20 protein-coding genes are annotated in these 24,432 nt (G+C 54.4%); 14 read left to right on the forward strand and 6 right to left on the reverse strand.

The window, feature by feature from the left end:
* Position 1 precedes the first annotated feature (1 nt).
* The 4 genes from EIP93_RS07640 (at position 2) to adrA (ending at position 5,621) form a co-directional block, all read left to right on the forward strand.
* Positions 2-1,630, forward strand: a complete 1,629-nt coding sequence (locus tag EIP93_RS07640) for a S53 family peptidase (protein ID WP_125232513.1) — start codon at positions 2-4, stop codon at positions 1,628-1,630.
* 324 nt (positions 1,631-1,954) lie between these two features.
* Positions 1,955-3,379 (forward strand): glycoside hydrolase family 1 protein, encoded by a 1,425-nt coding sequence (locus EIP93_RS07645; protein WP_125232514.1) that lies wholly within the window; start codon positions 1,955-1,957, stop codon positions 3,377-3,379.
* A gap of 110 nt (positions 3,380-3,489) precedes the next feature.
* Complete coding sequence (gene licT, locus EIP93_RS07650) at positions 3,490-4,326, forward strand: BglG family transcription antiterminator LicT (RefSeq protein WP_125232515.1); 837 nt, start codon at positions 3,490-3,492, stop codon at positions 4,324-4,326.
* A gap of 233 nt (positions 4,327-4,559) precedes the next feature.
* Positions 4,560-5,621, forward strand: coding sequence for a diguanylate cyclase AdrA (adrA, locus tag EIP93_RS07655; protein WP_103860296.1), 1,062 nt, complete (start codon positions 4,560-4,562; stop codon positions 5,619-5,621).
* A 116-nt stretch (positions 5,622-5,737) separates the two neighbouring features.
* Here adrA and EIP93_RS07660 read toward each other — a convergent pair whose 3' ends face one another.
* The 3 genes from EIP93_RS07660 to EIP93_RS07670 all read right to left on the reverse strand — a co-directional run bounded on the left by EIP93_RS07660 (position 5,738) and on the right by EIP93_RS07670 (position 8,380).
* Positions 5,738-6,841 (reverse strand): ABC transporter substrate-binding protein, encoded by a 1,104-nt coding sequence (locus EIP93_RS07660; protein ID WP_125232516.1) that lies wholly within the window; start codon positions 6,839-6,841, stop codon positions 5,738-5,740.
* Between the two features lie 328 nt (positions 6,842-7,169).
* Positions 7,170-7,475, reverse strand: coding sequence for a putative quinol monooxygenase (locus EIP93_RS07665; protein WP_010296830.1), 306 nt, complete (start codon positions 7,473-7,475; stop codon positions 7,170-7,172).
* Positions 7,476-7,522: 47 nt separating this feature from the next.
* Positions 7,523-8,380, reverse strand: coding sequence for a MurR/RpiR family transcriptional regulator (locus EIP93_RS07670; protein ID WP_010281425.1), 858 nt, complete (start codon positions 8,378-8,380; stop codon positions 7,523-7,525).
* Positions 8,381-8,707: 327 nt separating this feature from the next.
* On the opposite strand from EIP93_RS07670, the gene EIP93_RS07675 reads away from it, so the two are divergent.
* From EIP93_RS07675 to iolB, 10 genes are all read left to right on the forward strand, one after another.
* Positions 8,708-10,219, forward strand: a complete 1,512-nt coding sequence (locus EIP93_RS07675; protein ID WP_103860297.1) for a CoA-acylating methylmalonate-semialdehyde dehydrogenase — start codon at positions 8,708-8,710, stop codon at positions 10,217-10,219.
* Positions 10,220-10,405: 186 nt separating this feature from the next.
* On the forward strand, positions 10,406-12,337 hold the full coding sequence (iolD, locus tag EIP93_RS07680) for a 3D-(3,5/4)-trihydroxycyclohexane-1,2-dione acylhydrolase (decyclizing) (RefSeq protein WP_103860298.1): 1,932 nt from the start codon (positions 10,406-10,408) through the stop codon (positions 12,335-12,337).
* Positions 12,338-13,043: 706 nt separating this feature from the next.
* Positions 13,044-14,030, forward strand: coding sequence for an inositol 2-dehydrogenase (gene iolG, locus EIP93_RS07685; protein ID WP_010308440.1), 987 nt, complete (start codon positions 13,044-13,046; stop codon positions 14,028-14,030).
* Positions 14,031-14,104: 74 nt separating this feature from the next.
* The gene (locus EIP93_RS07690; RefSeq protein WP_010308444.1) at positions 14,105-15,043 is read left to right on the forward strand and encodes a substrate-binding domain-containing protein; all 939 of its coding nucleotides are present in this window, start codon (positions 14,105-14,107) and stop codon (positions 15,041-15,043) included.
* A 72-nt stretch (positions 15,044-15,115) separates the two neighbouring features.
* Positions 15,116-16,663 (forward strand): sugar ABC transporter ATP-binding protein, encoded by a 1,548-nt coding sequence (locus tag EIP93_RS07695; protein WP_103972215.1) that lies wholly within the window; start codon positions 15,116-15,118, stop codon positions 16,661-16,663.
* A gap of 12 nt (positions 16,664-16,675) precedes the next feature.
* Positions 16,676-17,707, forward strand: coding sequence for an ABC transporter permease (locus EIP93_RS07700; protein ID WP_010281439.1), 1,032 nt, complete (start codon positions 16,676-16,678; stop codon positions 17,705-17,707).
* Positions 17,708-17,747: 40 nt separating this feature from the next.
* Entirely contained in the window at positions 17,748-18,881 is a 1,134-nt protein-coding gene (locus EIP93_RS07705; RefSeq protein WP_125232517.1) for a Gfo/Idh/MocA family protein, read from the forward strand.
* 195 nt (positions 18,882-19,076) lie between these two features.
* Positions 19,077-20,981: a bifunctional 5-dehydro-2-deoxygluconokinase/5-dehydro-2-deoxyphosphogluconate aldolase gene (locus tag EIP93_RS07710; protein ID WP_039506680.1), complete on the forward strand. Its 1,905-nt coding sequence runs from the start codon at positions 19,077-19,079 to the stop codon at positions 20,979-20,981.
* Between the two features lie 159 nt (positions 20,982-21,140).
* A complete protein-coding gene (gene iolE, locus EIP93_RS07715) occupies positions 21,141-22,031 on the forward strand; it encodes a myo-inosose-2 dehydratase (protein WP_125232518.1) in 891 nt (296 codons plus the stop codon).
* Between the two features lie 87 nt (positions 22,032-22,118).
* Positions 22,119-22,955: a 5-deoxy-glucuronate isomerase gene (iolB, locus tag EIP93_RS07720; RefSeq protein ID WP_125232519.1), complete on the forward strand. Its 837-nt coding sequence runs from the start codon at positions 22,119-22,121 to the stop codon at positions 22,953-22,955.
* A gap of 102 nt (positions 22,956-23,057) precedes the next feature.
* On the opposite strand, the gene EIP93_RS07725 is transcribed toward iolB, so the two are convergent.
* The 3 genes from EIP93_RS07725 to EIP93_RS07735 all read right to left on the reverse strand — a co-directional run bounded on the left by EIP93_RS07725 (position 23,058) and on the right by EIP93_RS07735 (position 24,423).
* Positions 23,058-23,378, reverse strand: coding sequence for a type II toxin-antitoxin system RelE/ParE family toxin (locus tag EIP93_RS07725; RefSeq protein WP_125232520.1), 321 nt, complete (start codon positions 23,376-23,378; stop codon positions 23,058-23,060).
* Entirely contained in the window at positions 23,378-23,656 is a 279-nt protein-coding gene (locus EIP93_RS07730; protein ID WP_010304717.1) for a ribbon-helix-helix domain-containing protein, read from the reverse strand. The genes EIP93_RS07725 and EIP93_RS07730 overlap by 1 nt, the downstream gene beginning before the upstream one ends.
* Positions 23,657-23,733: 77 nt before the next feature.
* On the reverse strand, positions 23,734-24,423 hold the full coding sequence (locus tag EIP93_RS07735) for an ABC transporter ATP-binding protein (RefSeq protein WP_103972220.1): 690 nt from the start codon (positions 24,421-24,423) through the stop codon (positions 23,734-23,736).
* Positions 24,424-24,432 lie beyond the last annotated feature (9 nt).

The following is a 24,432-nucleotide window of genomic DNA, read 5'->3' on the forward strand; positions in this document are numbered from 1 at the left end:
GATGACTTACCAATTATTGAAAGGGAGTGAACGCGGAAATATCGCTGACGCCGCGTACCGCGAACGCTGTAATGTTAATGAAAGCGTCAGAGTCATGCTGGTGTTGCGTTTTACAACGCCAGATGATGAGTATTACACCGAGCTGCACGATAGTATTGATCCACAATTTGGCGGCATCTGCGCCAATAAACCGCTGTCGCGTGCCAGTTATGCCAGAAAGTTCGGCGCTGATGAGGCCGATCTAGAGCATGTCCGTGCGTTTGCTCGGCATTATCGGCTATCTGTTGAGCGTGAACATGTTGCCAGCCGTACCGTCTTCTTGACGGGGACGGTGGCGCAAATGGAGCAGGCATTTCGCGTGAGCTTGGCTCGGTATGAGCACAAACACGGGGCATTTCGTGGGAGATCAGGGGGAATTTATCTGCCTGAATACCTACAGGGCGTAGTTATCGCGGTACTAGGCCTTGATGAGCGTCTGGCATCGAACTGTTACCTGCGTATAAACGATGCGTTCTCTACTACGGCAAAGCGCCTGTCGGGTTATACGCCGCTTGAACTGGCAGAGCTTTATCACTTTCCAGAACATGACGGTGCGGGGCAGTGCATTGGCATTATTGAACTGGGGGGCGGATATCGCTTACCGCAGTTGGCGCACTATTTTAAACGAATGGGCGTCAATCCGCCGCAGGTCGTTGATGTTTGTGTGGGGGGCGCTAAGAATGCTCTTGCTTCGTCAGATGGCGACAAAGAGGTGAACCCGATCGATATCGAAGTGCAGATGGATATCGAAATTGCGGGTACGTTGGCACCGGCCGCTAAAATTGTGGTGTATTTTGCTCCGAATAGCGATGCCGGATTTTTAGAGGCGATCAACGCAGCGATTCATGATGAGAAAAATGCGCCGTCGGTGATTTCGATTAGCTGGGGGGCCAGCGAGTCAGAATGGACCGCGCAATCATTACAGGTGTACAACCAGGCCTTTCAGACCGCTGCGGCGCTAGGGATTACGGTGTGCGTGGCGTCTGGCGATCGCGGTTCACAGGATGGTGAACCACATGGTTTGCACGTCGATTTCCCGGCATCCAGCCCCTACGTTTTAGCCTGTGGCGGCACTCGCTTGCAAAAAGCGATGGAAGAAACGACCTGGCATAACCGAGACGGCGGCGCGACAGGCGGTGGCGTCAGCCAGTACTTTGCGTTGCCCGGTTGGCAGTTAGGGATGTCTCTGGTCGACAAATATGGCGGTCATCATCCTTTGCAACACCGTGGCGTACCGGACGTCAGCGGTAATGCCGATCCCGAAACAGGCTATCTGATTGAAGTTAACGGACTGGAAGGCGTTGTTGGGGGAACCAGCGCTGTTGCACCGCTGTGGGCGGGATTATTGGCACGTATGCTCGCGTTAACCCATTCGGCCTCGCTGTTTATTCCTCCTTTGTTATACCGTAACCGTAATAGCTGTAAGGATATCGTGCGGGGAAATAATGGGGCCTTTGTTGCCTCTGAAGGATGGGACGCCTGTACGGGGCTGGGGTCGCCAGATGGAATGAAATTGCTAAGGCTGTTGAAGCGGCTCGTGAGGCTCAATGGTAACGGCGTGCGCGATAGCGACGACGGGCACGAGCGGTGAGTCTGCATTCCTGGGATGGCTGGCGCAGGGGACACCCCTGCTCAGACGAGGACATTATCGGTGATATCCATCACAGATTGCCCGACCTCGGTTTGAGTCTACGGCGGTTAGCAGATATAACCCGATAAGAAGGACGTGATCGGGCCAAGGCCCGAGCGAAACCTGATACGACGCATGTTATTCAGACATGTTCGTATCAGGTTTTTTTTTGCCTGAATTCAGCCCGATCGCGCTATCCATAACATCAGTGATGTCTCGCTGACATTGCCTTGTTGATAAATTGTCTTGTTGAGAAATTCTCTCGTTGAGAAAAGGAGAAAAACCGTGAAATACCGTCATCTTAAACGTTTCCCAGAGGGGTTTTTATGGGGCGCGGCGACATCGGCTTATCAGGTTGAAGGGGCATGGAATGAAGACGGCAAAGGGCCGTCGGTGATTGATGCCAGAACGTCCTACCCTGAGGGGACTACGGACTTTACCGTCGCCAGCGACCATTACCACCGTTACAAGGAAGATGTCGCCCTGTTTGCCGATATCGGCTTTAAAACGTACCGTTTTTCCATCGCCTGGAGCCGCATCATTCCCGATGGCAGCGGTGAGGTAAACCCGGCAGGCATTGCGTTTTACCACAATCTTATCGATGAATTGCTGCATTACGGCATTGTGCCGATCGTCACGATGTACCATTTCGATCTGCCGCAGGCGTTACAGGAAAAAGGTGGTTGGTATAATCGGGAAACGGTGGAGGCCTTTGCGCGTTTTGCCAACGTGCTGTTTGATGAATACGGCGATAAGGTGAAGTACTGGCTGACCATCAATGAACAAAACATGATGATTTTGCACGGTTCTGCATTGGGGACATTGGATCCTACGCTGGAAAACCCGAAGCAGAATCTCTATCAGCAGAACCACAACATGCTGGTGGCGCAGGCAAAAGCGATGAATGCGCTGCATGACAAAGTACCCGGTGCGAAAATTGGTCCGGCACCCAACATTGCATTGATTTATCCAGCCTCATCGAAGCCTGAAGATGTGATGGCGGCGTTCAACTATAACGCGATCCGCAACTGGCTGTATCTGGATATGGCGGTGTATGGGCGTTACAACACTGCGGCTTGGAGCTATATGGAAGAAAAAGGCTATACGCCAGAAATTCTGCCCGGCGATATGGATATTCTGGCATCGGCCAAACCCGATTTTATCGCATTTAACTACTACACCTCGCAAACGGTTGAAGCCAGCAAAGGCGACGGTTCGGATGAAATTGTTCGCGGCGGTGACCAGCACCTGAAATCAGGTGAAGAGGGCGTGCATCGTGGTGCAACCAATCCGTGGTTGCAGAAAAACGCCTTTGGCTGGGAGATCGATCCGATAGGTTTCCGCAATACGCTGCGTGAACTGCACGATCGTTACCATTTACCGCTGATCATTACGGAAAATGGGCTGGGCGCGTTTGATACACTGGATGAAAACGGTGAGATTCACGATGATTACCGCATCGACTACCTGCAACGCCATATTGAGCAAATCCAGCTTGCGATCACCGACGGGGTGGATGTCTTCGGTTATACGCCATGGTCGGCGTTGGATCTCATTTCCACCCATCAGGGATGCTCGAAGCGCTATGGTTTTATTTACGTTAACCGTGAAGAATTCGATCTGAAAGATCTGCGGCGTATCCGTAAAAAAAGCGCATACTGGTATGCTGATGTCATTAAAAACAATGGGCTGGATAGCTCAGAAGCGTAATCGAACCTTACACGAACGACATTGAAAAGGCGCCTCGTCGATACCACGTTGGGGCGCTAAACGGTAGGGAAGGCCCGCGTGTCTTCCCGTCAGACAGGACGGCTGATGCGATGATAATTGAAAAAATATTGAGCAATAACGCCGTGCTGGTGCTGGCTGATGACCGACGGGAAGTTGTGGCGATTGGCAAAGGCGTCGGCTTTGGCAAGAAAGTGGGTGACCCTATCGATCCGCAGCGTATTGAAAGCCAGTTCGTGAAGAAAAGTGACGGTATAGCCGATGTGCTGTCACAACTGCTGGCGGATATTCCACCCGACTGTCTGGCTGTGACGCAGCAGATCATTACTCTGGCACAAAAAACGTTGCGACTTGATGTGCAGGACACGCTGTTTCTGGCCTTAAGTGACCATATTAATTTTGCTATTCAACGCCATAAAAAAGGGCAGACGATCAAGAACCTGATGCTATGGGATATTCGCCAGTTCTATCGCAGTGAATTTGCCATTGGGCTGGAGGCGCTGGAACTGATTCGTACCAGACTGGATATTGATTTACCGGAGGATGAGGCGGGGTTTATTGCGCTGCATCTGGCGAATGCGACGAATAACAGCGATATGCAGAGCACGATGCAAAGCCCAGGTATCATTAAAGATATTCTGACCATTCTGAAATACGATCTGCACATCACGTTTGATGAACATTCCCTTAATTATCAGCGTTTGGTTACGCATCTGAAATTCTTCGCTCTGCGTTTGTTAAACCGGGAAACGGTGAACCACGGCGACGATTCAATCTATCAGGGGATTACCGAATTGATGCCGCGGGCCTATACCTGTGCAATGAAGGTATATGATTATGTGGAAAAAAATTACGGTTGCCAGCTAACAACAGATGAGATCATGTTTCTGACCATTCACATCAATCGGTTACAACCCTCTCCAGCTTAATAACATGGGCTATCATGATGGGGACGTCTACGGCAATAATCGGAATGGGACGAAAGCCACGGGTAAGACCAGCTACCTTTAACATCCGTGCTACTCTCTCCAACCCTTACGACATCACTTCGTTTCGTTATGTAACAAAATAAATTCGAAAATTGCTCACTGTTGCTGACATGCTTTCAGCCATAATGTTCTTTTTTCTCGCTATTTATTCGTGAACCGCAATGGGGGTCGTTATGTCAGCCTCGCCGCCGATGTTTTTGACGGTAGATGTACGTCGCTCAGGGCTACGCTTTTCCCAGCGAGTCTATATTCCACGGATTGTCGGTACGATACTGTGCGCTCTCTTTATTTCCTCGGTACTGATTACCCGGCCTATCCCAACGCTCTTGTGGGGGCTACTCTTCCTTAACACCTTTATCTGGCCTCACATTGCCTACACGCTGTCCCTGCGGTCGCGCGACCCGATGCAGTGCGAGAAGCGTAATTTATTGATTGATGTGGTGTTTGGCGGCATCTGGATAGGGTTTATGGGCGTGAATCTTCTGCCCAGCGCCCTGATTGCGGCGATGGTTGGGATGAACTGTACGGCTGGCGGAGGGGTAAAGCTGCTTGTTCAGGGCATCGTATTACAGTGTGTCGCCTGTGTGCTGGTGCTTGTGCTGTTTTCCGCGCCGGTTTCGCTGGATACGACACCGCTACAGCTTTATGCCTGTCTGCCGATGTTGCTGGTCTACCCGATTTTTCTCGGTTATGTCACTTACACCACCGCGCTGAAATTGGCAGAACACAAACGTATGCTGATGGAAGTCAGTATTCATGACGGGATGACCAGCCTCTATAACCGTCACCACTGGGAGCGCCTGCTGAAACACGAGTATGACAGTTGCCAACGCTATAAGCGCACGGCGACGTTAGTCCTGTTTGATATCGACCATTTTAAAGCCTTTAACGATAACTTTGGGCATAACGTCGGCGATCAGGCGATATTGCTGCTGGCGCGTGAGCTGACATCCGGCTTTCGGGAAACGGATGTGATTGGGCGGTTCGGCGGTGATGAGTTTGCCGTTATTTTACCGCAGACCAGTGCGGGAGACGCATTGGACGCTGTGAATCGTATTCGGGAGAGCTTATCGCTGAAGTTTCTGAACCAGACGCCGCAGTTGGCGGTGTTTGTCAGCGTTGGTATCGCGGAGATTTCACCGGAGATGGGTCAATATATTGACTGGTTAAAGGCCGCGGATATGGCACTTTACCGGGCAAAAAACAAAGGCCGTCGCCGAACCGAAGTTGCCTGAATGCACAAGACCCCAGTCTGATAGGTTTGTGTGATGCTGGCTACTAACAAAGAAGCCCTTATCGCCATCAAGGCAGTGATAAGGGCTTTTTCTATTATAAGAACGCGAATAACCTATTAATGAGGTAAGGCTTCTTTTGGATGCAGTCCTAAGTTACCCGGAGAGGGTTCGCCTTTCACTTCGCCGAGATACAGACCAATTTGCGCACGGAATGATTCTACCGCGGCACGATCGCTCATGAAGTCGGCAAAGGCCTGCGGACTGGTGTTCTTATATTCCCAGATAGGCTTATAGCCAGCGGGTGGCGCAACGTCAGTACGCACCGACCACATATACCAGACATTGCTCTGTGTCTCTTTATCCAGCAGCCAGCTCAGATACAGCTTGGCGCTTTCCGGGTGTTGAGCCTGTTTGAAAATGGCCGCACGCTGTGTCCAGGAAACAAATGGATCGCTTTTTGGCAGCACGAAACGCGAATTGGCGTTTTGCTCGGGAGACAGCGCACCGTCGGTTGAGAAGGTCGCCGCTGATTTACCGCTTTCTACATCGTCTGCTGGAGCCTGTGTGCCGCGCACATAAACCGGATTCTGTTCTTTGAATTTAGCGACATACTCCCAGCCGTATTTATCGACAACCTGCTTGAACCAGAACAACACCGCGTCGTCATCGTTTGGATAGGTCAAAACAATGCTGCCTTTCAGATCGGGGCGCAAATAATCATTGGCTTCTGTTGGCCAGGCATTTTCGGCAATCAGCTTGGTGTTGACCACGTTGCTGAATGCATCGACAAATACGCCGGTCCAGGCACCGTCTTTATCTTTAAACGCAGGGTAGACTTTGTCCCAGCCGATAGGTTTGTAGTTCAGCAGCACGCCCTCTTTTTTCCAGCGCGGGTAATCCTGCAAGGTTTGTAACTGCACCACATCCGGCACCAGCGTATTGGTCGCTAATTGGTTATCAATACGCGCATCGTGGAATTTACTGTAATCCACAATGACGTTGAGCTTCATGCCTGGAAAACGCTTTTCAAACGCCTGTTTGATGCCATCCTGCTGACCCGGCGTGTCGCCGCCAGCATAGACGGTCACAATGCCGCCTTCACGGAGCGCGTTCTGATAAAGCTCGTTAATCGGGCGTTTATCGGCCTCTACTGCCGCATAGCTGGCTGCTGCCGTCGCCATCAGCGCCGTAAATGCGACCACCTGTTTTAGTTTAAACATCGATTCCTCCTGAATGAGAGCCGATACCTACCGATGCACCGTTCATCCCCCCGTGATTGTTGGCTGGGATAAGCATGCATTAGCGATATCATATGAATGACTATCAAATTATTTAATTTGTTTGATAGTCATTACCCTGCTGACTAACAGCTAACGCGCTTGCTATCAGAGGGTTTTTGTATGTTATCCGGTTGTGATAAATGTTAAATAAGAAAAAATTGAGATTTTAATTCAAAAAAAATGACTGAAAAGTTAGCGTGAAAAAAAGCAGAATGACGGGGAATTGCGGCAATATTTAGGCCGTTCTACGACCTAAAATTGAATGGATTCAAACGGCGGGGAGATGACTGTCGAACGGATCCATCAGCAGGAAGGTGCACTCGGCGCGCTGGTGGCTATTGATCATCGGAACCAGACGCTGGAAGTGTTCGGTCTGGCAGTGAATATCCAGTGCGGCTCTATCTGGCCAGGTTTCGATAAAGGTGAAATGCCCCGGATCTTTCTGATTGATAAAAAGCTCATAGGAGATACACAGCGGCTCCTGTCGGGTTTTCTCCACTAATTCGCGGTACAGCGGCATGACTGTCTCAATGCATTCAGGCTTAATAAAATCCTGTGCGATCACTTTAAGCATAAAACGGCTCTCCCTCTCTGTGAGTCCTGCTGATTAAACGATTCCGACTAGCCGCGCTGCTGTTTTTCACTCTGATCTGCGCCGTTGCCCTGCCGGTAGGCCAGCGACACCATCAGCGATTGCACCAGACATAGCGTGGCGGACTGTGAACGGAACGCATCAACCTGCGCTTCCTTTACGACAAAGCAAACGTCGCTGAGTGTCGCCAGCGGGCTAATTTGACTGTCGGTAATCACGATTTGCCGCGCACCGGCTTTCGCTGCCATTTCACTGACCATCACGGTTTCCTGTGAATAGGGCGAGAAGCTGATGGAAACCACCACATCGCGCGAGCTGACTCGGCTGAGCTGTTCGCGAAACATGCCTCCCAACCCGTTGACCAGAATCGGGCTGCTTTCCAGATGACTGAGCGCATAGGTCAGGTAAGTGGCGACGCTGAACGAACGCCGAAGCCCTACGATATAGATGGTTTCCGCCTGAGCCAGCAAATCGACGGCTTTTTGCAGATCTTCTTGCGGGGTACGTGCCGCTAGCTGCTGCATCGCCTGCGCGTTTGAGCGGGCAAACTCATGCAGAATATCCAGCGGCGTTTCTGGCACGGCGTCAGCTTCCATCGCCCGAAACAGCCGCGCCCGGTCGGTATAGCTGGCGGTTTCCTCCACCAGATTCATACGGAACAGCTGTTTCATTTCGTTGAAGCCGCTGAAATCAAAGGCGTTGGCGAAACGAATCAACGTTGAGGGGGGAACGTCAGCGCGTTCGGCGATCACCGCGACGGTATCGAACGCGATGCTGTTGGTATTATCCAGCACATAGTGCGCCACCTGCTGTAACCGCTTGCTGAGCGAATCATAACGCTCGCGGATCTGTTCCTGTAACTCTCTCAGGCTGGTAGCCATGGGCATATCGGGTTATCTCCCAAAGACGTATAAGAACCTATCCCATTAGGGCGATTTCATGACTGGCGCCTGAAACGGAACAGAAAATTCATTTCTGGATACGGTTGTTTTATCTGTACGACATTTCCGGCGGCACACCTTTTATCGATACGACTATTTTCAGAGGCTGCTCGCCTGTCTTTATGGACGGCTGTCTTCAAGTTTACATAAAAATTCGCAGCGGATCACAATAATCAACATTTATTTTATTTTTACATTAAATGGAATGTTCATTTCATATACTGTAATCCGATGTCAGCCGTTTGTCTCCTCAAAACCCACAAAGGTGTAAACATGGAAACCGTATCTAACTTCATTCAGGGGGCGATTGCCTCCAGCAACAGCCAACGCTACGCCGCGGTGTATAACCCAGCGACGGGCGAGCAGATTCGCCAGGTTGTGATGTCTGATAAGGCGGAAGTCGAGCAAGCGATTGCCAGCGCGGCGGCGGCATTCCCTGCGTGGTCAAAACACTCTCCGCTCCGCCGTGCGCGCGTGCTGTTTCGCTTCAAAGCGCTGCTGGAAGAACGAATGGATACGCTGGCCCGCCTGATTTCACAGGAGCACGGCAAAGTCTATTCCGATGCCGTGGGGGAGGTGACGCGCGGTCTGGAAGTCGTTGAATTTGCTTGTGGTATTCCACATCTGCAAAAAGGCGAACACTCGGCGAATGTTGGCACCGGTGTGGATAGCCATTCGCTCATGCAGCCACTCGGTGTGTGCGTCGGGATTACGCCGTTCAACTTCCCAGCGATGGTGCCCATGTGGATGTTCCCGATTGCGCTGGCGACCGGCAATACCTTTGTGCTGAAACCGTCGGAAAAAGATCCGTCGCTCTCGCTACTGCTGGCGCAACTGCTGAAAGAAGCGGGCCTGCCGGATGGCGTGTTTAACGTTGTTCAGGGTGACAAAGAAGCGGTGGACATCCTGTTGACCGATCCGCGGGTACAGGCGGTAAGCTTTGTGGGATCGACGCCGGTGGCGGAATACATTTATCAGACGGCATCGGCGCACGGCAAACGCTGTCAGGCGCTGGGTGGGGCGAAAAACCACTGCATCCTGATGCCGGATGCCGACATGGACATGGCTGCCAGCGCGATCATGGGCGCGGCGTTTGGCGCGGCAGGCGAGCGCTGCATGGCGCTGTCGGTGGTGGTGGCCGTTGGTGATGACACGGCGGAAGCATTGCATCAGCGTCTGAGCGCACAGATCAAAGCAATGCGCGTCGGGCCAGGTCTGGTTGACGGGCAGGAAAATGAAATGGGGCCGGTGATCAGCGCACCGCACCGGGCGAAGATTGCCGACTATATTCAAAGCGGCGTCGAGCAGGGTGCGACGTTGCGCATCGATGGCCGCACGCTGTCTGTTCAGGGGCACCCGCAAGGCTACTTTATCGGACCGACGCTGTTCGATAATGTCACACCGGAGATGACGATCTATCAGGAAGAGATTTTTGGCCCGGTGCTGTCCGTGGTGCGGGTGCCGGATTACCAGACGGCGGTGACGCTGATTAACAACCATGAATACGGCAATGGCACCGCTATTTTTACCCGCGATGGTGAGACTGCACGCCAGTTCTGCGAAGAGGTGCAGGCAGGCATGGTCGGCGTGAACGTACCGATTCCGGTGCCGATGGCGTTCCACAGCTTCGGCGGCTGGAAGCGCTCCATTTTTGGGCCGCTCAACGTCCATGGCAGCGACGGCGTGCGCTTCTACACCCGCATGAAAACCGTCACCAGCCGCTGGCCTGCTAGCGTCCGTTTGGAACACCACACCAGCAGCTTCGTCATGCCCACGCTGGAGTGAGGATGTGTGTCACGTTAGTAACGATAACAAGAACCAGAAATGTGCTGCATCAAGAATGTGTAGTTTTAGGGGGAACACGGGGATGAGGTTCCCGCAGGGACGCCTCGCCCCGTGGTATACCCGTGTATCTCGATATTGCAGCAGGGATCAGTAATTTAATCCTCCCTTACGTGAAGGAGTAGATCAATGGATACGTGTCGCATCACCATGGCGCAGGCGCTGGTCAGGTTTCTCAACCAGCAATACCTCAGCGTAGACGGTGAAGAATCCCCCTTTGTGCAGGGCGTCATGACCATTTTCGGTCACGGTAATGTGCTGGGCATCGGTCAGGCGCTGGAGCAGGAGGCGAATCGTCTCACCGTGCATCAGGGGTGCAACGAACAGGGAATGGCGCAGATCGCCGTCGGATTTGCCAAACAGCACAAGCGGCGGAAAATCTATGCGGTAACCTCATCCGTAGGGCCGGGGGCGGCGAATATGGTGACTGCGGCGGCGACCGCCACCGCCAACCGAATTCCGGTGCTGCTGCTGCCCGGCGATCTCTTCGCCTGCCGCCAGCCGGATCCGGTGTTGCAGCAGGTCGAGCAGTATCACGATCTGTCGATCAGCACCAATGACTGCTTCAAACCCGTTTCCCGCTATTGGGATCGCATTAATCGCCCTGAACAACTGATGAGTGCGCTGATTAACGCCATGCGCGTGCTGACCGATCCGGCAGATACCGGTGCGGTCACGCTGTGCTTGCCGCAGGATGTGCAGGCGGAAGTCTGGGATTATCCGGCATCGTTTTTCCGCAAGCGCGTCCATCACCTCGAACGACGCCCGCCAGATGCAGCACGACTGAATGAGGCGGCAGCGCTGATTACGAAAAAGCGTCGTCCGATGCTGATTTGTGGCGGCGGTGTCCGTTATTCCGGCGCACATGATGCGCTGGCGCAGTTTGCCGAGCGGTTTGCGATTCCGTTTGGCGAAACGCAGGCAGGTAAAGGTGCGATTGTGTCATCACATCCGCTGAACTGCGGCGGTATTGGCGTGACGGGCGGGCTGGCGGCGAATCGGCTGGCGCACGAGGCGGATCTGATTATCGGCGTCGGGACGCGTTTAACCGATTTCACCACTGGCTCCAAATCTCTGTTTCAGAACCCGAACGTCGAATTTTTACTGCTCAACGTTGCCGAGTTCGATGCACTAAAACTGGATGCGCTGCCCCTGATCGCCGATGCGCGTGTCGGGCTGGAGGTGTTGGCCGAACGGCTGGATACGGTGTCGTATCGCAGCGGCTGGCAGCAGACTGTCGAGCTGGCTCGTGCGGAATGGGAACGCGAGCTACAGCGGCTGTTTACCGTGCAGGATAACGGTGAACTGGTGCCAGAAGTGGTGGATGGTCTGGAAGACAAGCTGGATGAATACCGCCAGATGCTGAATACCCACCTGACGCAAACGCGTGTGTTGGGCATTCTGAATGAGAAACTGGAAGACAACGCGATTGTGGTGGGAGCGGCGGGTTCGTTACCGGGCGATCTACAGCGCGTGTGGCAGGTGAAAACGCCGGACAGCTATCATCTGGAATATGGCTATTCCTGTATGGGATACGAGATTGCGGCGGCGATTGGTGCACGCCTTGCGGCACCGCAACAGCCGGTCTACGCGATGGTCGGCGACGGGTCTTATTTAATGCTGCATACCGAACTGCAAACGGCGGTACAGGAGGGCATCAAAATCACCGTGCTGCTATTCGATAACGCGGGCTTTGGTTGTATTAACAACCTGCAAATGAGTCAGGGAATGGGGAGCTTCTGTACGGAAAATCGCTACCGCGATGCGGAGTCGGGGCAACTGCGCGGCGCACTCATTCCGGTGGATTTCGCCAAGAATGCGGAAAGCTACGGCTGCAAAGCGTGGCGGGTGCATGATGAAGACTCGCTCAGGCAGGCGTTGACGGAATCACGTGAACATCCGGGACCAGTACTGCTCGATATCAAAGTACTGCCGAAGACCATGACGCACGGCTACGAATCCTGGTGGCGCACCGGTACGGCACAGGTTGCCGACAACCCGGAGATCGAGGCTGCTGCCAATAGCGTGAAAGCCGCGCTCTCGCGCGCACGGCAATATTAAATGTTCCCCTTTCGCACTGTCTCTTAGTCACATTTTTTATGAAGACTAAGAGACGGTTTCGTGCGCGATAATGCCGCCATTTTCATGCTACTTAGTAGCACGCGCCCGACTCAGGGCGCTCAGTCGCCGCCGCCCTGAGAACCGCGGCTTCCGGCTAAATTATGTCGCTGCGCGATACCTTCGTCGATATCAGGCTTAACGGACCGCTTGCGACACGTTCCCGACGTGGCGCAAGCTTTCGCCGCGTCCTGCGGCTCATCCTAAGCCTGCTATCTCCTCAGCATAATTTTTTACGCCGGATAAAGGTAAAACCGTGATAACTCCCTGTATTTTTGTCTCCGAGAGTGGGGAATGCGGAGGGAGAACAAACTGAAATATTCATTTCATTTTCAAACCGTAGTTTCATTTTCTCTCCTATTGCGTTCCTGTGCTGCTTCGATCCGCTGACAGCCTTGTATACCTCCACAGACGTACTCATACGATGTGTGATTGGGGTTGCAGAAAACAGCGAAGATGTCATGAAAATGTTAACTGGCACGCAAAAACATAATTTTCAATTTATACAAAACTGAAATAAATGTTTTATTTTATCTATCAGGATTCGCGGTAAAGAGCGGGTGATGGGGCTGGGGAGAATGCGACTAGCCGTTATCCGTCACTTTTTCAGTCTGGCATTACACGCCACTCAGGCAGCAAGGGAGCATCTATGTTTAACATCGCTTTACTGGGCGCGGGCCGCATCGGTCAGGTCCATGCAGTGAACATCGCGGCACACAAAGAAACCAACCTGTACGCGGTGGTCGATCCCAACCCGGCAAATGCCACGGCGCTGGCAGAACGTTATCATACCAAAGTAAAAACGGTTGACGAGGTTATGAACGATCCGGCGGTACACGCCGTCCTGATTGCCTCCGCAACCGACACGCACGCCGACCTGATTGAGCTGGCCGCCAAACACGGCAAAGCCATTTTCTGTGAAAAACCGGTGCATCTGGATATTGCTCGCGTTCGCGATTGCCTGACCGTCGTCAAACAGCAGAACGTGCCGTTGTTTGTCGGCTTCAATCGCCGCTACGACCCGCAATTCCGTCGTGTCAAAACGCTGGCGGGTGAAGGCCGCATCGGCAAGCCGGAATCTCTCCTGATTATCTCCCGCGATCCGTCGCCGCCGCCTGCTGAGTATGTCCGCGTTTCCGGCGGTATGTTCCGCGACATGACGATCCATGATTTCGATATGGCGCGCTTCATTATGGGCGAAGAGCCGGTGTCGGTCTTTGCGCAAGGCAGCAATCTGGTCGATCCGGCAATCGGTGAAGCGGGCGACATCGATACCGCGTTTATCGTGCTGAAATTTGCTTCTGGCGCGATGGCGACCATCGTCAACAGCCGCCGCTCTGGCTACGGCTACGATCAGCGTCTCGAATTGCATGGCGCGAAAGGCGTGCTCAGCGCGGGCAACATCCGCGAAAACGTGGTCGAGCAGTGGACCGACGACGGCTGTCTGGCGGCGAAACCCGAATACTTCTTCCTGCAACGCTATCACGCCGCCTACGCGGCAGAGTGGCAGCACTTTGTCGATGTGCTGAATGGCCGCACGCAGCCGGAATGCTCCGGGCTGGACGGTGAGCGTGCGTTAAATCTGGCGGATAAAGCCTTTGAATCACTGGCTCAAGGCAAGGAGGTCGCCGTGTAACCCTATCGGCACATCGCGTTTTACCTGCTTTCAACCCTACACCCATACTCATAACAGAAGCAGAGAAAAGACATATGAAAAAGATCATCAGCGTTTCCGCAATCGCCATCGCACTGGGTCTGTCTGGTTTTGCTCAGGCCCAAAATGAACAAATCGTTTTCAGTACGCCGAATCTCGCTATGCCGTTTGAAGTACATATGCAGCGCACCGCCGTTAAAGCCGCCAAAGAACTGGGCGTGAATTTGCAGGTGTTGGATGGGCAGGGTAGCTCGCCGAAGCAGGCCGCCGACTTGGAAAATGCCATTACGCGTGGGGCACAGGGTTTTGTTGTGTCACCGAATGACGTCAACGCGGTGTCCAGCGCGGTTACCGATATTCAGGATGCCAAGCTACCGGTGGTGACGCTGGATCGTTCGGTAAAAACAGAAAAAGCGGTGCCGCACTTTGGGGCCAATAACTACAAAGGCGGTCAGGCGATTGCCGACTATGTCAAAACCAAATTCCCAGATGGCGCAGAGATCATTCTGCTGACCGGTCAGCCAGGTTCTTCTTCTAACATCGAGCGTACGCAGGGGATTCGCGACAGCCTGAAAGCGGGTGGGAGCAAATACCACATCGTCGCGGACCAGACGGGGAACTGGATGCGTTCCGAAGGGATGCGCATCGTTGAAAGTGTGTTTCCTTCGCTGCCTAAACGTCCGCAGGTGATCCTCTCTGCGAACGACGACATGGCGCTGGGTGCGATTGAAGCGTTACAAGGGCAAGGTCTGAAACCCGGTGACGTCATGGTGACTGGCTTTGACGCCGTGCCGGAAGCGCTGGCTCGCGTACGCGACGGCTGGTTGGCGGTAACTGCCGATCAACGTCCGGGCTACGCGGTGACGACCGCACTGACGCAGCTGACCAATAACATCCGCAGTAAAGCGCCTATCACCGGGGCAGACTACCAACCGACCATGATTACCAAAGATAACCTGAACGATGCTGAACGTATTGGCGAAGCGGGTAAATAAGTCGTTTTCTACGTAATCAATAAAGGTATTCAGCAGGCCGCGTCCGCGCGGCCTTGCGGGAGGAAGGTAAACATGACGGAACCCCTACTGAACATTACCAATTTGGCAAAGAGTTTCTCCGGCGTTTGGGCGCTGAGCAACGCGCAGTTGACCGTACAGCCGGGAGAAATTCATGCGCTATTGGGAGAAAACGGCGCGGGAAAATCGACGCTGTTGAAGGCGCTGGCAGGGGCGCAGCCGCAGACCAGCGGCGACATCTGGTTTGGTGGTGAGACGCTGTTACCGCTCGAATCGCCCGTTGAGCGCCAAAAGCGGGGGATTATCACCATTTATCAGGAGTTTAATCTGCTGCCCAATATGAGCGTGGCGGAGAACATGTTCCTGGGACGCGAACCGCAGCGTAGTAGCGTATTCGTGGATGCGCTGGCGGTGAATCGCGAGGCGAAAGCGGTACTGGATTATCTGAAATTGAACATTGCGCCGACGACGCAGGTCGCGCGTTTGAGCGTGGCGCAGCAGCAGATGGTAGAAATCGCCAGAGCGCTAACGCTGAACGCCAAACTGATTGTGATGGACGAACCGTCGGCGGCGCTGAGCGACAGTGAAGTCGACAGCCTGCACCGCGTGGTGCGCGAGCTGAAAGGGCGTGGCGTGAGTGTGGTGTATGTCACGCACCGGCTGCACGAAGTTTTCCAGCTGTGCGATCGGTTTACCGTATTTCAGGACGGCCGCTACACCGGTTCCGGGGATGTCGCCAGCACGAATGTGCAGGAGATTATTCGCCTGATGGTCGGCCGTGACGTGGTGTTTAACCGCCGTCCGCCTGCGGAAACGCATCATCAGGATAAGCCGGTACGGCTGGCGGTGAAGGGCTTAAGCCGGGAAAAACCGCCGCTGGATGCGCACGGCATTGCGCTAAAGGACATCAACTTCCAGGTGCATGCTGGCGAAGTGCTCGGTATTGCCGGGCTGGTGGGCGCGGGACGTACGGAAATCGCGCGTTGCCTGTTTGGTGCAGATGCATTTTCTACCGGTGAATTTGTGCTGGATGACGAACCCTATTATCCCTCTACACCGCTGCATGCGCTGTCGCAAGGCATCGCGCTGGTGCCGGAAGATCGCAAGAAAGAGGGCGCGGTGTTGGGGCTGTCGATCAGGGAAAACATCTCGCTATCTAATCTCTCATCGCTGATGCGCTGGCGCTGGTTTGTCGACATCCGTAAGGAGGACGACCTGATCGAGGCCTACCGTCAGGCGCTGCACATCAAAATGGTGAACAGCGAGCAGGAGGTGCGCAAGCTGTCGGGCGGGAACCAGCAAAAGGTGATTCTTGCCCGCTGTATGGCGCTGAACCCCAAAGTATTGATCGTGGATGAGCCCACGCGCGGCATCGATGTCGGCACCAAGTCCGAAGTGCATCAGGTGCTGTTCGATATGGCGAAACGGGGCGTCGCCGTGATTGTGATTTCCTCCGACCTGCCGGAGATCATGGCGATTTCCGACCGCATTATCACGCTCAGCGAAGGGCGGATTAGCGGGGAAATTCATGGCGATGACGCCACAGAAGAAAAACTGATGACGATGATGGCCATTTGCCACGACGCATTACACGCAGCATAACGGAGGTGACGCATGTCCCAGCAGCCGCTTTCTAAGAGTATTACGCCGTCCAATCCGCGTGGACGTTTTGACCCGATTGCCTTTTTTGAACGCTTTGGCGTGTTTATTTTCATGATTCTGCTGCTGATCTTCTTTCAGTCACAGAACAGCAATTTCCTGTCTGAACGCAACATCACCAACATCCTGACCGAAGTCTCCATCTACGGGATCATGGCCGTAGGGATGACGTTCGTCATTTTGACAGCCGGGATCGATCTGTCCGTCGGTTCGATTCTGGCGGTGTGCGCCATCACCGCCGCCTCGGTGATTAAAGGCGACAACTTCACCACCGTCGATCCGGATGCCTGGTATGGCTTGAGCTGGCTGGTTGCATTGGGCGTCTGTCTGGCGATGGGCACCTTCATTGGTTTCCTGCATGGGTTGGGTGTCACCAAACTGCGTCTGCCGCCGTTCATTGTCACGCTGGGCGGAATGACGATCTGGCGCGGGTTAACGCTGGTGATGAATGACGGTGCGCCAATTGCCGGTTTCGACCCAGGCTATCGCTGGTGGGGACGAGGCGAGATCCTGGGTATTTCGGTGCCGATCTGGATCTTCGCGCTGGTCGCCTTGCTGGGTTATCTCGCGCTGCATAAAACCCGCTGGGGTCGCTTTGTGTACGCCATAGGCGGCAACACCGAAGCCGCACGGCTGGCCGGGGTGAATGTGCAACGCGTACTGGTCAGCGTCTACGTCGTGATTGGCTGTCTGGCTGGGCTAGCGGGCTTTATTCTCAGCGCCCGTCTCGGCAGCGCCGAAGCGGTCGCGGGGATCACCTTCGAGCTGCGCGTTATCGCCTCGGTGGTCATTGGCGGTACATCGCTGATGGGCGGCTACGGCCGGATTAGCGGCACGATTATCGGCTCGATCATCATGGGGATCCTGATTAACGGACTGGTGTTGATGAACGTATCGGCTTACTACCAGCAGATTATCACTGGGTTAATTATCGTGCTGGCCGTGGCGTTCGACACCTACGCCAAGAGCCGTCGCGGCGCTATCTAAGCCGCACCTGTACCGACTCTTTTTTCGCACCGAGGTGGATATGAAGGATGTACGCATTGGGTTAATCGGCACCGGCTATATCGGTCGTGCGCATGCCATCGCCTACGCGCAGGCGCCGACGGTCTTCCCGCTGAAAGGCAATCTGGTGAAGGCGATGCTGGCAGAAGTGTCGCCGGAACTGGCGGCCAAACGGGCACAGGAGTTTGGCTTCCAGCGCTCAACGGGGGACTGGCGTGCGCTGGTGGCGGACCCAGACATTGACGTAGTGGATATCTGCGCGCCGAATTTTCTGCATAAAAAGATGGCGATGGCGGCCATCGAGCACGGCAAGCACGTTTACTCAGAAAAACCGCTGGCGCTGAACGCGCGTGATGCTCGAGAAATGGTCGATGCCGCGCAGCGGGCCGGCGTGAAAACGCTGGTGGGGTTCAACTACATGAAGAACCCGACCTCACAGCTGGCTAAAGAGATTATCGCCAACGGTGAAATTGGCGAGGTGGTGCATTTTTACGGCACGCATAACGAAGATTATCTGGCCGACCCGAATAAACCTGCCGACTGGCACTGTTTCAAAGAAGCGGCAGGGTTGGGGGCGCTGGGGGATCTGGCGGCGCATATCGTCAACATGGCGCAGTATCTGGTGGGCGATATCGCCAGCGTCTGTGGCGATTTGCAAACGGTGATTACGCTGCGTCCAACTGCTCTGGGCAGCAGCGAGCAGGTGCAGGTGGAGAATGAAGATCAGGCGCATGCGATGGTGCGGTTCGCCAGCGGCGCACGCGGTGTGATTGAAACCTCACGCATCGCCTGCGGCCGCAAAATGGGCCTGACCTACGTGGTCACTGGCACCAAAGGCACGCTGAGTTTCACGCAGGAACGCATGGCGGAGCTGAAGCTCTATCGACATGACGACCCAGAGAACCGGCAGGGATTCAAAACGCTGCTGACTGGGCCGCAGCATCCTGACTATGCGGCCTTCTGCGCCAGCGCCGGACACGGTATTGGCTTTAACGATCAGAAAACGGTAGAGGTGCGCGATCTGATTGACGGTATTGCGGCTGACGTCCCCATGTGGCCGGATTTCGAAGAGGGCTGGAAAGTCTCGCGAGTTCTGGATGCGATCGTGCAGTCACACGAAACGGCGCGTTGGGTGAATGTGGACGAGGTGGGCTAATCAGCCAGCTGACGTGATTTCTTCTTTTTATACCCGTCATACTTCAAGTTGCATGTGCGTTGGCCGCGTTCAGTCACCCGAATCACTTACTCAAGTAAGCTCATCGGGATTCCTTCGCTTGCCGCCTGCCTGAAACTCGAATTATTTAGGGTATATAAGGCTTTTTTACGCGACTTTTTTACAGGATTGGCCGCTATGAGTAAGGAAAAGACGTTTGATGTGATTTGCATGGGGCGCGTTGCTGTCGATCTGTACGGGCAGCAAATTGGCGCACGTCTGGAAGATATGGGCAGTTTTGCCAAGTATCTGGGTGGGTCGTCCGGCAACGTGGCTTACGGCACAGCACGACAAGGGCTGCGTTCTTCTATGCTGGCGCGGGTAGGCGACGAGCATATGGGGCGCTTCCTGCGTGAAGAGCTGAATCAGGTCGGCTGCGATACCAGCCATTTGATTACCGATAAGGAACGTCTGACGGCTCTGGTGCTGTTGGGCATCAAAGATCGCGATACCTTTCCGCTGATTTTCTACCGCGACAACTGCGCCGATATGGCGATCTCACCGGAGGATTTCACCGAGGATTACATCGCGTCGTCACGCTGTCTGGCGATTACCGGCACGCATCTTTCCCACCCTAACACGCGTGAAGCGGTGCTGACGGCGTTGCAATACGCGCGGCGCAACGGGGTGAAAACGGCGCTGGATATTGACTATCGTCCGGTGCTGTGGGGGCTGACGTCGCTGGGCGATGGCGAAACCCGCTTTGTTGAAGCGCAGGCGGTTACGGAGCAGTTGCAGCAGGTGTTATCGCTGTTCGACGTGATTGTCGGCACTGAGGAGGAGTTCCACATTGCGGGCGGGAGCACGGATACCTTGCAGGCGCTGCGCACGGTGCGCCAGCACACGCAGGCGGAACTGGTGTGCAAACGCGGAGCGCTGGGCTGCTCGGTGTTTAGCGATGCGATTCCCGACCATCTGGATAAAGGCATCACGATTAAAGGCGTACGCGTGGATGTGCTGAACGTGCTGGGGGCGGGCGATGCGTTTATGTCCGGCCTGCTGCGTGGCTATCTCAACGGTGAAGGCTGGGAGAAAGCCTGTGCGTACGCCAATGCCTGCGGTGCGCTGGTGGTGTCACGCCACGGCTGTGCCCCAGCGATGCCAAGCAAGATCGAACTGGATAACTATTTAGCACGGGCGGCGAGCGTGCCACGCCCCGATCTGGACGAAGAGCTTAACCATCTGCATCGGGTTACGACACGGCGTAAACAGTGGCATGAACTGTGCGTGATCGCGTTCGATCACCGCAGCCAACTGGAAGACATGGCGCTGAACTGCGGCACCGAAATCAGCCGTATTCCAGCGCTGAAGAAACTGATTCTGCGTGCCAGTTATGACGCGGCACAACAGGCAGGGCTGGAAGGCAAAGCCGGTCTGCTGTGTGACGGCACGTTCGGGCAGGATGCGCTGAATGACATTACCGGGAAAGGTTGGTGGATCGGCCGACCGATTGAGCTGCCGGGATCGCGCCCGTTAATGATGGAGCGTGGCAATATCGGTTCACAGCTAGTGAGCTGGCCGCTGGAGCACGTAGTGAAATGTCTGGTGTTCTTCCACCCGGAAGATGCCCACGCGCTGCGACGTGAGCAGGAAATGAAAGTGATAGAGGTCTATCAGGCCTGTCGTCAATCCGGCCATGAACTGCTGCTCGAAGTGATTCTGCCCGCGGGGATGCCGCACAGCGATGCGCTTTATTTACGTGCGATTCAACGCTTCTACAACCTCGGCGTGCGGCCAGACTGGTGGAAACTGCCGCCGCTGTCTGCCGCAGGCTGGGAACAACTTACGCCGCTGCTGGCACAGCGCGATCCTTACTGTCGGGGCGTGGTCATTCTGGGGCTGGATGCGCCGCTGGAAACGTTACAACAAGGCTTCAGCGCCGCCGTGGGCTTCCCAATTGTCAAAGGCTTTGCCGTCGGCCGCACCCTGTTTGCCCAGCCTGCGCAAAAGTGGCTGCGTAACGAGATCGATGACGCCGAATTGATTGAGCAAGTTAAACATAACTACCTGCAACTGATCGCCGTTTGGCGTCAGCGCGGTTAACCCGTTTTTGTGCTCTAAATAATTCGAGTTTCAGGAAGGCGGCAAGAGAAGGAGTCCCGATGAGCTTACTCAGGTAAGTGATTCGGGTGACTGAACGTAGCCAACGCACATGCAACTTGAAGTATGACGAGCATATCTATTTCAATAAAGGGACATAACATGACCGTTCAACTTGGTATTAATCCACTCACCTGGACAAATGACGATCTGCCTTCTCTGGGCGCGGACACCCCGCTGGAAACCTGTCTGAGCGAAGGGCGGCAGGCCGGTTTTGCCGGTTTTGAATTAGGTAATAAATTCCCGCGTCAGGCCAGCGTGCTGGGGCCAATCCTGCAAGCGCACGATCTGCGCTTAGTCTCCGGCTGGTATTCCGGCGAACTGCTCACTCGCTCAGTAGAAGAAGAGATTGAGGCGGTGCAGGGACATCTGGCGCTGTTGCGCGATCTCGGTGCGACGGTGTTGGTGTTTGCCGAAGTCACGGGCGCGATTCACTGCGACCAACAGAAACCCGTTCATCTGCGCCCGCGTTTCCCCGAAGAGCGCTGGCCGGAATACGGCAAAAAGCTGACCGAGTTTGCGCGCTACACGCAAAGTCAGGGCGTGCAGATTGCCTATCATCACCATATGGGCACGGTGATTGAAAGTGCGCAGGACGTGGATAATCTGATGGAACATACCGGGCCGGAAGTCGGGCTGCTGCTGGATACCGGACACTTTACGTTCGCGGGTGCCGATCCGGTGGCGGTGGCGAAGCGCTGGATTAACCGCATCAATCACGTTCACTGCAAAGATATTCGCCCTGATGTGCTGAAAGACGTGAAAAACCGCAAGACCAGTTTTCTGGATGCGGTGCTGAGCGGCGTCTTTACCGTGCCGGGCGACGGCTGTGTCGATTATCCAGCGGTGTTCAGCATCCTGAAAGCCCATAACTACAGCGGATGGCTGGTGGTCGAAGCGGAACAGGATCCGGCTGTTGCGCATCCGCTGACGTACGCGACGCTAGGCTACAATAACTTGCAACGTTTCGCCCAGCAGGCGGAATTGATCTGATTCGTGGTGATATCCCCCGCATCTTCAAGCTGCCAGTAGATCAACGTGCAGGCAGTTTGAAATCGGGTGAGATAAAGGAGGCAAAAGATGTCCCGACTATTATCACGCCATCGCGTTCCTGACGAACACGGACGTACGCAGCACATCACACCGGAAACGGCGGGTTGGCGCTACGTGGGGTTCGAGGTATATCAATTGGCACCGGAACAAGTGCTATCGCTGCCCGCCAGCGATAACGAACGCTGTTTGGTGCTGGTCAGCGGCAAGGCAACGGTGGTCACGCCGAGTGAGCGCTTTGAGCAGATTGGCGACAGAATGAGCCCGTTTGAGCGCAGAAAACCCTATGCGGTTTATGTCACGACGGGAGAGACGATTACGGTGACGGCACACACGGCGCTGGAGCTGGCGGTTTGCGCCGCACCGGGATTCGGCACGCATCCGACCCGGCTGATTGCCCCGCAGGATATCGACGCCGAGCAGCGTGGCGTCGGCAATAACCAGCGCTATGTGCATAATATTCTGCCGGAGGACAAAGCGGCAGACAGCCTGCTAGTGGTCGAAGTGTACACCGATGAAGGCTGCACCAGTTCTTATCCCAGCCACAAGCATGATGTCGACAGCCCGCCGCAGGAAACCTATCTGGAAGAAACCTACTACCATCGTTTGAATCCAGAACAGGGATTCTGCCTGCAACGCGTCTATACCGATGATCGTTCATTAGATGAATGTATGGCGGTCTACAATAGGGACGTGGTGCAGGTGCCGCGCGGCTATCACCCGGTCGCCACCATTGCAGGCTATGACAGCTACTATCTGAATGTGATGGCTGGCCCGACGCGCCAGTGGCGCTTCACTTGGGAAGCGGATCACCAGTGGATCAACAGTCCCGAGTATGCGGATAAGCATAGGAAGGGCAACGTGTAGCGATACTGGTAAACGAACGTAAGAATGGGCAGTGGCTTATGAGTAACCTGTAGGTTACTGCCATAATGTACTTGGGAAAGTTAGCTAGCTAACCCAATATTTTTAATCAGTCTCATCTGACAGCAGGTCTCTTTCATAATCCTGTCCTCCATGCCAAATGCCCAGAACTGTTACCGTTTTTTTCTCTTTTTCCACCATAAAAGCAATGAGTGTTCGTTTGCTGTGATTAGTGACGCGCAGTCCAGGAAAAATATCGTTGCGCTGGTTTCCCCTTTCAGGAAATAACTCAAGCGATTCACAGTAACTGACAATGCTTTCGGTGTAGCTGAGAGCAGTTTTGGGTGACGAAACCCTCGCGATATAGCGGTACAGTGCTGCGAGTTGTTCCTCCGCTTCCGGTGCGAATACGACCCTGTAATCCATTACTCTTCTCCGGTCATCTTCCTGAACTCGGCTTTTAATCTGTTCCTAATGTCGCTACTGCTGAGGCTTTCTGTTTCACCGCGTTGCAGCGCGTTCCAGGCTGGAACGACTTGTTCCTGCAGCCAATTCTCTACTGCATTATCGCGTGCAATCAGCGCTCGAAGTCCTTCCCGAATAACCTCACTTTCTGACGCGTATTCACCGCGGGCAACTCGGGCTTTCACCTGCGCAGCCATTTCATTTGGCAGCGTTATACTCATCTGCTGTGTTGTTCTCATTGTCTACCCCTTTAACATACCGATAGGATTTAATCATACTCATTATTTCCCATCTTGTCAGGGTTGAACCACCTGAATCAGACGTCTCGGTTCACCGAAATATTATCGAGCTTGCCTGCTTTCAAATAGCCAATATGGCTGGCCATCAGTTCGGCTTCCTGTTCGCTGTGCGTGACTAAGAGCGCGGTTTGTCCGGCATCGCGTAGGATGTCGCGCACTTCCTGTCCCAATCGTTTTCGGCTGTCGGGGTCGAGGCTGGATAGCGGTTCGTCGAGCAGCAGGACGGCGGGCTGCGGGGCTAGCGCCCGCGCGAGTGCAATACGTTGCTGCTGTCCGCCGGACATTTCATGCGGATAGCGCTGTGCCAGCGAAACGAGATCGACCAGCTCAAGCATGGCGCGCACGCGCGACTGCTGGAGATCCTTCGACTGTTTTCTCAGGCCAAAGGCAATATTCTGCGCGGCGGTCAGATGGGGAAACAGGGCATAGTCCTGAAACACCATCCCGACGTTGCGCTGTTCCGGCGGCAGATGCACTTCTGGGCCCGCCACGCAGCGCCCGCCGACGTGAATCGTTCCCTGAGTCAGGTGCTCAAAACCCGCAATTGCGCGTAAAGCCGTGGTTTTACCGCATCCTGATGCACCCAACAGGCAGGCCAGTTCACCGGCGGCAACTTCCATGGAAAAACCGTTCAGCACATGATGAACATTATGCTTGTGCCCGTAGGCGACGTGGACATTATTCAGAACGAGTGTAGCCTCAGACACCTTGACTCT

The sequence above is a fragment of the Pectobacterium versatile genome, assembly GCF_003932035.1.
Lineage (GTDB): Bacteria > Pseudomonadota > Gammaproteobacteria > Enterobacterales > Enterobacteriaceae > Pectobacterium > Pectobacterium versatile.